This window comes from Vibrio sp. 1CM7H (genome assembly GCF_023161645.1).
Lineage (GTDB): Bacteria > Pseudomonadota > Gammaproteobacteria > Enterobacterales > Vibrionaceae > Vibrio > Vibrio diabolicus.
Genome location: NZ_JALNTV010000009.1, coordinates 16,477 through 29,820, shown reverse-complemented (window position 1 = coordinate 29,820; position 13,344 = coordinate 16,477). Strand labels below are relative to the sequence as shown.

The window sequence follows — 13,344 nt, the reverse complement described above, 5'->3', positions numbered from 1 at the left end:
GATGGAAAAGTTTCGAGTTATTGGGTCAGATAAACCACTCGTTGGTGAAGTGACCATTTCCGGTGCAAAAAACGCAGCACTGCCGATTTTATTTGCGTCTATCTTGGCGGAAGAGCCTGTAGAAGTGGCAAACGTGCCACACCTTCGTGATATCGATACAACCATGGAACTGCTTAAGCGTTTAGGCGCGAAAGTAAGCCGTAATGGTTCTGTTCACGTCGATCCAAGTAGCATTACTGAATACTGCGCACCGTATGATTTGGTGAAAACCATGCGTGCTTCTATTTGGGCTTTGGGCCCGCTCGTAGCGCGATTTGGTCAAGGTCAGGTTTCTCTACCTGGCGGTTGTGCTATCGGTGCTCGTCCTGTTGATCTGCATATTTCTGGCCTAGAGCAGCTTGGCGCAACGATTACGCTTGAAGATGGTTACGTTAAAGCTGAGGTTGATGGTCGTCTAAAAGGTGCGCACATCGTGATGGATAAAGTCAGCGTAGGCGCGACGATCACCATCATGTGTGCTGCAGCACTTGCTGAAGGCACTACAACGCTAGACAACGCGGCGCGTGAACCTGAAATTGTAGATACAGCGGATTTCCTAAATAAGCTTGGTGCAAAAATTTCTGGTGCAGGCACAGATACGATCACGATTGAAGGTGTTGAGCGCCTGGGTGGTTGTAAACACAACGTGGTTGCCGACCGTATTGAGACGGGAACATTCCTTGTTGCTGCTGCGGTATCTGGCGGTAAAGTAGTATGTCGTAATACTAACGCTCATTTGCTTGAAGCGGTTTTAGCCAAGCTAGAAGAAGCTGGCGCGCTTGTCGAAACGGGTGACGATTGGATTTCAGTTGATATGACCGATCGCGAGCTGAAAGCAGTGAGTGTACGTACAGCGCCGCATCCAGGCTTCCCGACCGATATGCAAGCGCAATTTACGCTACTGAACATGATGGCGAAAGGTGGCGGCGTAATCACTGAGACTATCTTTGAAAACCGCTTTATGCACGTACCAGAATTGATGCGTATGGGCGCGAAAGCCGAGATTGAAGGCAACACCGTTATCTGTGGTGATGTTGAGTCATTAAGTGGTGCGCAAGTCATGGCAACCGACCTACGAGCTTCGGCTAGTTTGGTAATTGCGGGCTGTATTGCTAAAGGCGAAACCATCGTTGATCGTATTTACCATATCGACCGCGGTTACGACAAAATCGAAAATAAACTGGCTGCACTTGGCGCAAATATTGAGCGAGTGAGCGAGGCAAGTTAAACTGCACCGCAGGTAACTTGGATATCAAGAGAGCCGAAACCTGAGTTTCGGCTTTTTTATATCACTCTCATGACCATAGTTATCCTTTATGGAAAGAGAGAAATTAATAGCTGTATCTGGCAAAAGCCGGTTCCTGGAGAACAAGAATGATTGCACTGTTACGTGTATTTGCTGTCGCTATCTTTGCGATTGTTATGTTTATTGGTGGTTGTGGTTACTGCCTATTAAGCCCCCGAAACCCTAAGCACGTTTTCACTTTTGGCCGCTTGTTTGCCAAGATGTCTCGTGTATTTGGGATTAAGTTAGAGCTGCGTATTCCTGAAGATGCGTATTCACGCGGCCAACATGTTTACATTGCTAACCACCAGAACAACTGGGACATGTTTACTGTTTCTGCTGCTGTGACTCCGAAAGTTGTGACAGTAGGTAAAAAGAGCTTGGCTTGGATGCCACTGTTTGGTCAGCTTTACTGGCTTACGGGTAACATTCTGATTGACCGAGCGAATCGCTCGAAAGCAAAAGGTACTATCGATCAGGTAGTGAGCAGCATGAAAGAAAGTGATGTTTCGGTGTGGATGTTCCCGGAGGGAACGCGTTCTCGTGGACGTGGTTTACTGCCATTCAAAACAGGTGCTTTTCATGCGGCAATTGGTGCAGGCGTACCAATCATTCCTATCGTATGTAGCTCGACGAATAAAATTAAGTTGAACCGTTGGAACAATGGTCATGTGATTGTTGAAATGCTACCTCCAATCAGTACTGAAGGCTATGGTAAAGAGGGCATTCGCGAACTGGCGAATATCTGTCGTGAACAGATGAAAGAGAAGCTTGAATCGTTAGATGAAGAAGTCAAACAGCGTAATGCTGCTTAAGTTTTACTGCGATATCATCACGAAAAGACAATAAAAAACGGGTAGCCTGAGCTACCCGTTTTTTTATGTTTGTCAGCAAGTGCAATTATTTGCGAACTGCGATTGCTTCAATCTCGATACCAACATCTTTAGGTAGGCGAGCGACTTCTACACAAGAACGTGCAGGGTAGTTTGCTACGCCGTGCTCATCAAAGAACTTGCCGTAAACTTCGTTCACCGTGCCAAAGTCGTTTAGGTCTTTAACAAAAACCGTTAGCTTCACGATATCTGACACTTTAAGGCCTGAAGATTCAACCACAGCCTTTACGTTTTCTAGAGACTGACGAGCTTGCTCTGCGATATCAGCAGACACTTCACCTGTCGCTGGGTTTACTGGGATTTGGCCTGAAGTAAGAACCATGTTACCTAGATCTACGCCTTGAACGTAAGGACCGATTGCTGCTGGTGCAGATTCAGTGTGAAGTACTTTCGTCATTTGATTTTTCCATCAGTTGTAGGGAATAAAGATTCTCAGTTTGCCTCTAAACCCGTGGTAGGTAAAGAGTAAAATACCCCGACATTGCGGGGTATTTTAAACGTATCACGCCTAGTCGTACGGTGTGTTTATCGTTCGGTTACGATCTCACGTGAGAACACTTTCTCGCAGTACTTACACTTTAGGCGGATTTCTTGTTTCTTTTCGAATACGCTAAAGCTGCTTTCTACTGGCTCATTGTGAGAAATACAGTTTGAATTTGGGCATTCGAAGACATCATTGATGCGCTCTGGAAGCTCTAACGCGAGCTTTTTCACCACTTCATAGTTTTCGATTTGGTTCACGGTCGCGTGAGGAGCATACAGCGCCAACTTGCTCGCTTGCTCTTCATTAATAAACACATTTTCTATTTTCAGTAGATCTTTATGACCGAGTGCCGATGATGGCAAGTTCAGACCAATCGTAACGCGCTGTGATGAATTGTGCATATCGAACAGTCTTAATACTTTGATGCCGATTTGCGCAGGGATGTGGTCGATGACTGTGCCATTTTTGATTGCTTCTACCTGCAATTGAGTTTCTTTAGCCATGGGTTTTCTCCTCGATTACAGTGTTTCGTTTAGAACAAGCGCCAACAGTGCTTGGCGAGCGTATACGCCATTTTGAGCTTGCTGGAAGAAGTAAGCATGAGGCGTTTTATCAACATCGGTTGTGATTTCATCCACACGTGGTAGTGGGTGGAGTACTTTTAGATTTTCGCGCGCCCCTTCGAGTAATGCAGCTGTCAAAATATACGCCGATTTAATGTGCGCGTACTCCGATTCGTCAAAACGTTCTTTCTGTACTCGTGTCATGTACAGAATATCCAGTTCAGGAATCACGCTCTCCATGTCCGTGTGTAGGCTATATTGAATGCCAGCTTCGTCTAGCTCTTCGCAGATGTAATCTGGCATTGCCAATGCTTCTGGTGCAACAAAGAAGAAGCGGATGTTATTAAACTTCGCTAATGCTTGAGTCAGTGAGTGCACCGTGCGGCCATATTTTAGGTCACCGACGAACGCTACGTTCAAGTTGTCTAGACGACCTTGTGTTTCCGCGATGGTGTATAGGTCGAGTAGCGTTTGAGTTGGGTGTTGGTTTGCACCGTCACCAGCGTTGATCACTGGCACGCCATTTGAGAATTCAGAGGCCAAGCGAGCGGCGCCTTCTTGTGGATGGCGCATCACAAAGGCATCGACGTAAGAAGAGATGACCTGTACTGAATCTGCGAGTGTTTCGCCTTTTTTCGCCAGAGAGGTATTACCATCATTATCAAAGCCAATCACGTCACCACCAATGCGTTGAATCGCTGTTTCAAACGATAAACGTGTACGTGTTGATGGTTCAAAGAAACAACTGGCAACGACTTTGTTTTTAATCAGTTCTGGTCGAGGTGCTTTTTTAAGGCTGCCTGCTGTTTCTACGATAAGTTCCAGCTCTTCACGTGAAAGCTCTGGAATAGAGATGATGTGCTTCTGGTAAAGCGAGTTCGCCATGATCTTCTTCCCTATAACATTGATGACTACATCCAAATTGCCGAAAGGAATTTTGGACATAAAAAAACCTCCCCAAATGGGGAGGTTTTAAAATTCAATAGAATTAACAAAAATAACACCACGTAAGCGTAGTCGCTTAGCTAGAGCAAATCGCGTTTTCATGTCGGCAATTAGCTTGGTCATTTCTTAATCCTCAGACAAATTGCCGAGCATTATACGCTTAACTTTCGTGAGCGCAAGCGATTACATCATGGTTTTTAGCGGCTGTTTTTGCGCGCTGGTTTAGCTTCCTAGCGTTGCAACCATCACGGCTTTGATGGTGTGCATACGGTTTTCAGCTTCGTCGAATACGATGGAGTATTCTGACTCAAATACCTCTTCTGTTACTTCAAGCCCTTTCATGCCGTATTTTTCAGCGACTTCTTTGCCAACGGTAGTTTCATCATTGTGGAAAGCCGGAAGACAGTGCATGAATTTCACATGTGGATTACCCGTTTGCTTAATCACTTCCATATTGATTTGATATGGTGTCATTAAAGCCACACGTTCATCCCATGCCTCTGCGGATTCACCCATAGATACCCAAACATCGGTGTAAAGGAAGTCACAACCCTTCACGCCTTCCTCCACGCTTTCAGTTAATGTGATTTTTGCACCAGTTTGCTGCGCGATAGTTTGGCAAGTTGCCACGAGCTCTTCTTCAGGCCAGAACGCTTTTGGCGCGACAAGGCGAATATCCATGCCCATTTTAGCGGCGCCCACCATGAGCGAGTTGCCCATATTGTTGCGTGCATCGCCTAGGTAAGCGAAGGTCATTTCATGCAGCTGCTTACCGCGTCCGTACTCTTGCATGGTAAGGAAATCGGCAAGGATTTGGGTTGGGTGGAACTCATCAGTCAAACCATTCCACACTGGAACACCAGCATAAGTGCCAAGCTCTTCAACAATGGATTGGCCAAAGCCGCGATATTCGATGCCGTCATACATGCGACCTAAGACGCGTGCGGTGTCTTTCATTGATTCTTTATGGCCAATCTGAGAACCAGAAGGGCCGATGTAAGAGACTTGAGCGCCTTGATCAAAAGCTGCGACTTCAAACGCACATCGGGTACGAGTCGAAGATTTCTCAAAGATGAGTGCAATGTTTTTACCTTGAAGTGTCTTCTGCTCTGTTCCTGCATATTTTGCTTTTTTTAGCTCTGCAGACAGTTCGAGCAAGAACTGGATTTCTTTGGTTGAGAAATCCAATAGCTTCAAAAAGTTGCGGTTACGTAAATTGAAAGCCATAGCTCGTCCCTTAGTACGTGTGATTGAATTAATAGAATGCATTAAAACATATAAATGCTTTATTTGTGAATAATTATTTTCATGTAAACTAAAAAAGGTTGATGCATTCACATCAACCTTAGTTTTTATTCATTTAATGTAAAAGGACGAATTGGTTATATATCGTCTCGCTCTATCGGACAGCTCATGCAGCGGGCGCCACCACGGCCACGGCCAAGCTCGTTACCTGGGACTGTCAGTACTTTGATACCAGCTTTGTCGTATTTTTCGTTGGTGTATACATTGCGTTCGTAACCAATCACAACGCCCGGTTTTACGGTAAGAACGTTATTGGCGTCATTCCATTGTTCGCGCTCAGCTTCATAACTGTCACCACCCGTGGTGATGATTTTCAGCTGATCTAAGCCAAGAGCAGATTCAATCGCATGTAGGTAGTTATGAGATGCTTCAACATGCATTTCACCATTGCCTTTTGGTGTTAAGCGCCATGTGTCGAGATCTTTGCGCATGATCTCTGGGTAAACAGAGAACGTGTCCACATCCATATGGGTCATAACAGTGTCTAAATGCATGCATGAACGGTGTTTAGGCAGATCAATCGCAATCACTTCGGTCGCTTGTCCTGCCTTAAACAGGCTCGCTGCAAGGTTCTCTACGCCTTGCGCGGTCGTACGCTCAGACATACCGATCAGAACTGCACCTTTACCAATAACCAACACATCACCGCCTTCGACATTCGCATTATCATAATGCAGATCATCATCACCGAAGTATTTGATAAAGTCTTGGCCAGCAAAAATTGGGTGCCAACGATAAATCGCACGTAAGTGGTTTGTTTCACGTTGACGTGCAGGCATCATCATCGGGTTAAGAGAAACGCCGCCATAAACCCAACATGAGGTATCACGAGTAAAGAGGTGATTAGGCAGTGGCTCAATAACAAAGTCGAGAGGACGCTTCATTTTTGGCAGCATAGAAGATGAGGAGATCGGTAGCTCTGAGTAAGCTAAGCCACCTAAAAAGATGCTGGCAAGGTGTTCATCATCCATTTCTGAAAAATATTGGCGTAGGTCTCGCGCAAAGGTTGGTCCGTAACGAAAGTCAGAAATCTGAGTATCTAGCAGCCACTGTTTTGCTTCTGGAACGGCGAGGGTTTCGACCAGTAAATCGTGGAGGAGAAGCACTTCAACGTCTTGCTCGCGCAGCGTACGTGCGAATGCATCGTGCTCTTCACCTGCTGCTTCTACAGCAAGAACGTCGTCAAATAGCAACTCATGACAGTTTGACGGAGTTAAGTGGGTTAGGGCGCGTTCAGGGCGATTTAATAGAACTCGTCGAAGTTGACCAACTTCTGATCCAACGTACAGCTTGCTCATTTTGTATCCTTACAAATTTTCCAGCCATTAGTTATGACAAGCTTCCTAGAAAGATGCAAGTTATCAAGCTTTGTTTATATTCTGGTATTTCTGGTTTTGTGAGTTTTTTATTTTTATTTTGATTCTTATGAAATTTATTATTAGATATAAATGCTATTTTACTAAAATTAGAGTGCGTGCGTTTTTATTCTAATTTTCCCGTTGAGAAAGAATACACGCACAGTGCATAAAACGTGCATTTTTATTCTAAATTATGCATTATTAAAGTGAATTTATTCGTTATGCTTCTTCGTTTTACACGTGAGTGTATTCAAGAAAGCATCATAAACACGCATAGAAAGAGAAAATAACCACATTAAGTGTCAATTAGGATGTTCTGAATATTAAAAAATGCCATTCTTTGTTAATTTTTTGTTTCTTTGTGTGGTCGGTTTAATATTTAGATTCAAATAACCGATAAGAATCGCAGTGGTATGATGTTTGTTTGTGGCTTTTCATCGCAATCCATGCCATATTTCACCGGATCAGCATACTCAGTATCGGGTATTGTGTTTCCATCAAGTAACTAATCTGGAGCCAAAACATGTCTCACGAAGATGAATATCTATCAGTAGAAGAATTAATTGAGATTCAAAAGGAAGAGACTCGCGATATCATTGCAGCATTGCTAGAAGATGGCAGCGATCCAGATTCGCTATACGAAATTGAGCACCACCTGTTTGCAGAAGATTTTGACACGCTAGAAAAAGCGGTAGTTGAAGCATTCAAGATGGGCTTTGAAGTGCTTGAAGCAGAAGAAACTGAAGATGAAGATGGTAACAAGTTGCTTTGCTGTGATGCGACTATGGAGTCCGCACTAGACGCAGAAGCGATTGATGCGCAAGTTGAAAAATTGATTCACTTGGCAGAAAAATACGACATCATCTATGACGGTTGGGGTACGTACTACGAAGGCGAAGATGCGCTTTACCCTGAAGAAGATGAAGACGACGAGTAATCAAAGCTCACCTCTTTTAGAGAAACCAGCGTTTAACGCTGGTTTTTTTATACCTTGAAAATGGCATCCAACAACAGATGAATGTGGAGGTGATAAATAATTCACATTGAGTTTATAGGGGATTTCTCCCTATAATGCGTGAAAATTGATCTAGCGCAAGGTGTATATGCAACTCTCACTCGCCGGTTTATGGCAAGTCTCTCCACTGACGGACCTCTCGATTCCACAGGATGACATCACTTTTCCCGCCCCTTTAAGTCTAGTCCTGCCTGATGAATTGACGGAGGAAGCGATCCGTCAACAAGAATGGCACCTGATGCATGACATTGAAGTGGATGAGGCGATGATGGCATTTCCTGCAGTGGAAATGGTAATGGGTGGTGTTGATTACCATGCGGAGGTACGTTTGAACGGCGTGGCTGTGTTTGATTGTGATGGCTCGCAAAGTGTGTATAAGAAAGACATTCGCCCATACATGCAAATGGGGCGTAATCGCTTTGAGATATTGTTCCTAGAGGAAGAAGAAGATCTTTTATTCGATGAGGATAAGCCAGAACTGTGCCCGCTTTCTGAACATCAATATAAGAAAAGTGATGAGCGACTGGGCGTGTGGCAAGAACCGTACTTGCAGTTTATTCGCAACGTGCGTTTAGATCGCGTGGCAACCGAGCAGATTTGGCACCATGGTGGCGGGTGTGAATTTAAGGTCGATTTGTATTACCAGACATTTGCACCAGGGCTAGTGTCAGCAGCGGTAAAGTTTAATGGCATGACTTACCATATTCCTATTGATGTCCGAGCGGAGCATGCGAGCGCTTTATTCCAGATTGAAGCGCCAAAGTATGCTGATCTTAATGACCCTGATCCAAATGATCTCTATCAGTTGTCTGTTGAATTGGATGGACAACGCCAAAACTTCACTGTTGCATTGAGCCAGGAGCTTTGCGTTACCCATGTTGTGCTTTAACGTCTGATAATATTTTTTATTACAGTACCTTAAGCATTACGACTTCACATGCATCATGCCCTGTTTGCCCAAGCGGGGCATCGAGATGCTCAAAGCCTAGCTTTTCATACAAGCCTACCGCCTCTCTTAGACATTCTGTTGTCTCTAAATAGCACTGCTGATACCCAAGCTGTTTCGCCAGTTGTAAGCTCAATGCGACGATGCGTTTGGCTAAACCGTGTCCTCGTGTTTGAGGTAAGAAGTACATCTTTTGCAGCTCACACACATTTGGCTCACCAGCTAAAGGGGCAAAGCCACCGCCACCAACGATCTCTCCGCGATGTTCAATGACCCAATAGGCGGCCCCGTTTTGATTATACACCGAATACATATCATCAAGCGTTGGATCGGCCACACCATAACCTCTGTCTGCGGTTAAGCCGTATTCAGCAGAGACTTTACGAATTACGTCTGCCACTTGCGGATTGTCTGCTTTGGTAAGAGGTCGAAGGGTGTATTCCTCTGCCTGACACACTTTTGTTAGCCCTTTTAGGTAAGTCTCTAGACCAAGTTTGAGTTGTTCTTGCTCACAGTCATCAAGTTGTGTAAGCAACTGCTCAAAAAAGCTGTTTTGCTGTTGGTCTAGTTGCGATAACGCCTGCTGTCCTTGAATTGTGAGCACTACGAGTTGGCTTCGTTTATCTTTCGGGTTTTCGATGCTCTCAACCAAACCTAATTTAATCAAACCAGTAATGGTGCGGCTTGCATTGGACTTGTCGACACTAAGCTGCTGCGCCAGTTGGTTGATGGTCAATGGTTGCAATTGGATTTCACCTAATGCGTGCGCTTGTACCGGGGTAAGAGCGACATCGCCGCATTGTTTATCGAGCATACCAAGCAATCGGACGGCTTGACGGGAGTAGTGTCGGAGTTGACGAGCGTTCATTATCACTTACCTCTAAAAATAAAGTTGCGCACCGCAATTAAATTAATTGCGGTGCGCAACTTTGTCAATGATAAATGTCATTTGGCTCGTTAGGAGACGTAGTGAGCCTCCATGTTTAAGCGTGGTGATGTAAACAAAACTGCGGTGCTGGAGTTTTTGCTGATGATTTACGCATCCATACTTTCTCGTGGAAGTAGTAAGCCACCGTATTCAAACTCGGCTCTAGCATCGCCATTACGCCGCCGACAAATGCATCACCTGTTAGTAAGTAAACCACGGTAAAAGCGACGCTGAAGTGCACGGTCGCAAAGCTTGCGGTTTTTAATTTGGTCATCCACTGACGAGCTTTAAGTGCTGGGACTTTTGCCCATGCCTTTTCATGAAAGTAGAAGGCTACGGTGTTCACTGAAGGCTCAATCATGGCAATTAAACTACCAATTAAAATGTCGCCTGTGAGTACGTAAGCGACACTAAATGCGATAGTAAAATGCAGTGCTGCGAAAGTTAGTGTCTTTTTCATGATAATTACTCAATCGTGTTTGTTTCGATGAGTTTATTATCGATAATAATTCTCATTAATGCTAATGGATGATGAGTATTGTTGCGATAGGGGAAAGCTATTGATGATGGTTTTTGGTGAAAGATATACAAAAAAGGTTGACCATGATGGCCAACCTTTGGATTCAAAGTGAGAAGTGTTAGTTCTTCTCTTTTACTGAGGCTTAAAGTGCAGCGATCGTTGTCTTCTGCTCTTCTAGCTTAGCTAGTGTCTCTTTGTAGCCTTCAAGCTTCTCACGCTCTTTAGCAACAACCGCTTCAGGTGCTTTCGCTACAAAGCCTTCGTTGCCCAGTTTGCCTTCGATACGCTTGATTTCGCCGTGCGTCTTCTTGATTTCGCCATCTAGACGAGCAAGCTCTGCATCTTTGTCGATCAAACCCGCCATTGGGATCATCAGCTCAGACTTGCCAACCAGTGCCGTTGCACACGCAGGGGTCTCTTCGCCGGCTTCAAGCACGCGTACTGCTTCTAGCTTCGCTAGAGACATCAATACTTGTTTGCTTGCTTCTAGACGAGAGGCGTCTTTCTCATTCGCTGCTTTCAGCATAACGTCTAGAGGCTTGCCAGGGTTGATGTCGTACTCTGCACGTAGGTTGCGGATGCTAGTGATGAACGCTTTCACCCATTCGATGTCGTCTAGCGCTTCTTGGTGGAAGTTCGCTTCGTCGAATTGAGGCAGCGTTTGTAGCATGATTGTCTCGCCCTCAACACCGTCAACTAGTGGCTTGATGCTTTGCCAGATAGTTTCTGTGATGTAAGGAATCACTGGGTGAGCCAGACGTAGCGTCTTCTCAAGTACCGTGATTAGTGTACGGCGAGTACCACGCTGTTGCGCTTCAGTACCTTTCCATAGAACGGGTTTAGTTAGCTCTAGGTACCAGTCACAGAATTGGTTCCAGATGAATTCGTAAAGTGTGTTTGCAGCCATATCTAGACGGAAGTTGTCGATATGGTTGTTGAACGCTTTCGCTGCGAGTTCAAACTGAGACTCGATCCACTTGTCTGCTAGTGAGTACTCGATCTCACCTTCACCAAAACCACAATCTTGCTCTTCTGTGTTCATCATTACGTAACGGCTTGCGTTCCATAGTTTGTTACAGAAGTTACGGTAACCTTCAAGACGCTTCATATCCCAGTTGATATCGCGACCTGTTGATGCCATTGCTGCAAGAGTGAAACGCAGTGCGTCTGTACCGTATGCTTCGATACCGTTTTCAAACGTCTTACGCGTGTTCTTCTCAATCTTCTTCGCTAGCTGAGGCTGCATCATGTTGCCACAACGCTTCTCTACTAGAGACTCTAGGTCGATACCATCGATCATGTCGATTGGGTCAAGTACGTTACCTTTCGACTTCGACATTTTGTCGCCGTTTTCGTCACGGATTAGGCCGGTAACGTAAACTGTCTTAAATGGTACTTGTGGTTTGCCATTTTCGTCTTTCACGAAGTGCATGGTCATCATGATCATGCGCGCAACCCAGAAGAAGATGATGTCGAAACCAGTTACTAGAACGTCTGAAGGGTGGAATACTTTCAGATCGTCAGTTTGCTCTGGCCAACCTTGAGTACCGAACGTCCATAGCGCAGAAGAGAACCATGTATCCAGTACGTCTTCGTCTTGGTGCAGCTCAATTACTGACTCTAGGTTGTTGTTCTTGCGAACTTCTTCTTCAGTGCGACCTACGTAAACATTACCTTGGTTGTCGTACCAAGCTGGGATGCGGTGACCCCACCATAGCTGACGAGAGATACACCAGTCTTGAACGTCACGCATCCAAGAGAAGTACATGTTTTCGTATTGCTTAGGAACGAATTGGATGTCGCCGTTTTCTACTGCTTCAACTGCTGTTTTCGCTAGAGGCGCAGTACGTACGTACCATTGGTCAGTTAGCATTGGTTCGATAACCACGCCACCACGGTCGCCGTAAGGAACTTGTAGATCGTGATCTTTTACGTCTTCAAGTAGGCCTAGCTCGTCGAATTCAGCAACGATAGCTTTACGAGCGGCAAAACGCTCCATACCGTGGTATTTAACTGGTAGCTCAGTGCTGTAAGCGTCGCTTGCTTCGCCGTTAGTGTTGAATACTTCTGCTGCGTTGCGGATGTTCGCGTCGAAAGTCAGAATGTTGATCATTGGTAGCTGGTGGCGCTTACCAACTTCGTAGTCGTTGAAGTCGTGCGCAGGTGTGATTTTCACACAGCCAGTACCTTTTTCCATATCTGCGTGCTCATCGCCCACGATTGGGATGCGACGATCAACGATAGGAAGGATGATTTCTTTACCGATAAGATCTTTGTAACGTGGATCTTCTGGGTTAACTGCAACACCCGTATCGCCTAGCATGGTCTCTGGACGAGTCGTTGCAACAACGATGTAGTCTTTGCCATCCGCTGTTTTAGCGCCATCTGCTAGTGGGTAGCGGAAGTGCCACATGTGGCCTTTAGTATCTTTGTTCTCTACTTCTAGATCTGAAATCGCGGTGTGTAGCTTTGGATCCCAGTTAACTAGACGCTTACCGCGGTAGATTAGATCGTCTTCGTATAGACGTACGAACACTTCTTGAACGGCGTTAGATAGACCATCGTCCATCGTAAAGCGCTCACGGTCCCAGTCTACTGATGCGCCAAGACGACGAAGCTGCTTAGTGATAGTGCCGCCAGATTCGCCTTTCCATTCCCAGATTTTGTCGATGAAAGCTTCACGACCGTAATCGTGTTTTGTTTTGCCTTCTTCTGCAGCGATCTTACGCTCAACAACCATCTGAGTTGCGATACCAGCGTGGTCAGTACCTACTTGCCAAAGGGTGTTTTTACCCTTCATACGTTCACAACGGATAAGCGTATCCATGATCGTATCTTGGAACGCGTGGCCCATGTGTAGGCTACCAGTGACGTTCGGTGGCGGGATCATGATGCTGTATGATTCTTTAGTAGTGTCACCGTGTGGCTTAAAGTAGCCTTTCTCTTCCCAAGTCTGATACAGAGCTTGTTCGATTGAAGTTGGGTTGTATGTCTTTTCCATAGCGCTCTTTTAATGGATACGTTGATGGTTGAATCTTAGTCAATCTTTATAAGTGAGGGATC

General features: G+C 45.3%; 13 protein-coding genes. 4 read left to right on the top strand and 9 right to left on the bottom strand.

Annotation, left to right across the window (positions count from 1 at the left end):
* Position 1 precedes the first annotated feature (1 nt).
* Both murA and MSG33_RS20730 read left to right on the top strand, forming a co-directional pair.
* Positions 2–1,267, top strand: a complete 1,266-nt coding sequence (murA, locus tag MSG33_RS20735; RefSeq protein ID WP_005396229.1) for a UDP-N-acetylglucosamine 1-carboxyvinyltransferase — start codon at positions 2–4, stop codon at positions 1,265–1,267.
* A 146-nt stretch (positions 1,268–1,413) separates the two neighbouring features.
* Complete coding sequence (locus MSG33_RS20730; protein ID WP_005381088.1) at positions 1,414–2,139, top strand: 1-acylglycerol-3-phosphate O-acyltransferase; 726 nt, start codon at positions 1,414–1,416, stop codon at positions 2,137–2,139.
* Between the two features lie 85 nt (positions 2,140–2,224).
* On the opposite strand, the gene MSG33_RS20725 is transcribed toward MSG33_RS20730, so the two are convergent.
* The 6 genes from MSG33_RS20725 to arcA all read right to left on the bottom strand — a co-directional run bounded on the left by MSG33_RS20725 (position 2,225) and on the right by arcA (position 6,812).
* A complete protein-coding gene (locus MSG33_RS20725) occupies positions 2,225–2,614 on the bottom strand; it encodes a RidA family protein (protein ID WP_005381087.1) in 390 nt (129 codons plus the stop codon).
* Between the two features lie 128 nt (positions 2,615–2,742).
* Complete coding sequence (pyrI, locus tag MSG33_RS20720) at positions 2,743–3,204, bottom strand: aspartate carbamoyltransferase regulatory subunit (protein WP_005381086.1); 462 nt, start codon at positions 3,202–3,204, stop codon at positions 2,743–2,745.
* A 15-nt stretch (positions 3,205–3,219) separates the two neighbouring features.
* On the bottom strand, positions 3,220–4,149 hold the full coding sequence (pyrB, locus tag MSG33_RS20715; protein WP_005397473.1) for an aspartate carbamoyltransferase: 930 nt from the start codon (positions 4,147–4,149) through the stop codon (positions 3,220–3,222).
* An 87-nt stretch (positions 4,150–4,236) separates the two neighbouring features.
* On the bottom strand, positions 4,237–4,332 hold the full coding sequence (locus MSG33_RS20710; protein ID WP_031780631.1) for a hypothetical protein: 96 nt from the start codon (positions 4,330–4,332) through the stop codon (positions 4,237–4,239).
* A gap of 99 nt (positions 4,333–4,431) precedes the next feature.
* Positions 4,432–5,436 carry an ornithine carbamoyltransferase gene (locus tag MSG33_RS20705; protein ID WP_248381972.1) on the bottom strand — a complete coding sequence of 335 codons (1,005 nt, stop codon included), beginning with the start codon at positions 5,434–5,436 and terminating at the stop codon, positions 4,432–4,434.
* A gap of 155 nt (positions 5,437–5,591) precedes the next feature.
* Positions 5,592–6,812: an arginine deiminase gene (arcA, locus tag MSG33_RS20700; protein ID WP_170892769.1), complete on the bottom strand. Its 1,221-nt coding sequence runs from the start codon at positions 6,810–6,812 to the stop codon at positions 5,592–5,594.
* 583 nt (positions 6,813–7,395) lie between these two features.
* Between arcA and rraB the strand changes: the two genes are divergently transcribed.
* Both rraB and MSG33_RS20690 read left to right on the top strand, forming a co-directional pair.
* Positions 7,396–7,809, top strand: coding sequence for a ribonuclease E inhibitor RraB (gene rraB / locus MSG33_RS20695; RefSeq protein WP_005381081.1), 414 nt, complete (start codon positions 7,396–7,398; stop codon positions 7,807–7,809).
* A 166-nt stretch (positions 7,810–7,975) separates the two neighbouring features.
* The gene (locus tag MSG33_RS20690; RefSeq protein ID WP_046873612.1) at positions 7,976–8,776 is read left to right on the top strand and encodes a hypothetical protein; all 801 of its coding nucleotides are present in this window, start codon (positions 7,976–7,978) and stop codon (positions 8,774–8,776) included.
* A 19-nt stretch (positions 8,777–8,795) separates the two neighbouring features.
* Here the strand turns inward: MSG33_RS20690 and MSG33_RS20685 are convergent, their stop codons facing one another.
* The 3 genes from MSG33_RS20685 to MSG33_RS20675 form a co-directional block, all read right to left on the bottom strand.
* Entirely contained in the window at positions 8,796–9,701 is a 906-nt protein-coding gene (locus MSG33_RS20685) for a bifunctional helix-turn-helix transcriptional regulator/GNAT family N-acetyltransferase (RefSeq protein ID WP_080936680.1), read from the bottom strand.
* 115 nt (positions 9,702–9,816) lie between these two features.
* Positions 9,817–10,221 carry a DUF2061 domain-containing protein gene (locus MSG33_RS20680; protein ID WP_005397464.1) on the bottom strand — a complete coding sequence of 135 codons (405 nt, stop codon included), beginning with the start codon at positions 10,219–10,221 and terminating at the stop codon, positions 9,817–9,819.
* 202 nt (positions 10,222–10,423) lie between these two features.
* Positions 10,424–13,282, bottom strand: a complete 2,859-nt coding sequence (locus MSG33_RS20675; protein WP_248381970.1) for a valine--tRNA ligase — start codon at positions 13,280–13,282, stop codon at positions 10,424–10,426.
* Between the last annotated feature and the right edge of the window lie 62 nt (positions 13,283–13,344).